Below are 467 nucleotides of genomic sequence, written 5' to 3' on the forward strand. Positions count from 1 at the left end.
GCTCCTAGTGCCAAGGCATCCACCGTACGCCCTTTCTACCTTGATCTAGCGTTTCTAAGACACACGGTCCGAACGGACCATGCATATTTTTCTTGGTTTGATGTCTTGATGAATCTTCAGTTTTCAAGGAACAAAGTGGAGCCTAGCGGGATCGAACCGCTGACCTCCTGCGTGCAAGGCAGGCGCTCTCCCAGCTGAGCTAAGGCCCCATATAAGGGAATTCTCAAAAAAATGGTGGGCCTAAGTGGACTCGAACCACCGACCTCACGCTTATCAGGCGTGCGCTCTAACCAGCTGAGCTATAGGCCCTCATAATTTGATTTGTCGAGAGATTTGGTCTCTCAAAACTGAACGATGGGCATGCCACATGGGCATTTTCCTTAGAAAGGAGGTGATCCAGCCGCACCTTCCGATACGGCTACCTTGTTACGACTTCACCCCAATCATCTGTCCCACCTTCGGCGGCT

At 51.4% G+C, this 467-nt stretch carries 2 tRNA genes and 1 rRNA gene; all 3 read right to left on the bottom strand.

From position 1 onward, the window contains the following. Positions 1 to 136: 136 nt before the first annotated feature. A tRNA-Ala gene (locus EVJ23_RS15065) sits at positions 137 to 209 on the bottom strand. Positions 210 to 232: 23 nt separating this feature from the next. Continuing rightward, a tRNA-Ile gene (locus tag EVJ23_RS15070) sits at positions 233 to 309 on the bottom strand. A 75-nt stretch (positions 310 to 384) separates the two neighbouring features. Further along, positions 385 to 467: ribosomal RNA gene (locus EVJ23_RS15075) — 16S ribosomal RNA — on the bottom strand; the annotation flags it as partial.

Source organism: Exiguobacterium sp. SH1S1 (assembly GCF_004337245.1).
GTDB lineage: Bacteria > Bacillota > Bacilli > Exiguobacteriales > Exiguobacteriaceae > Exiguobacterium > Exiguobacterium aurantiacum_A.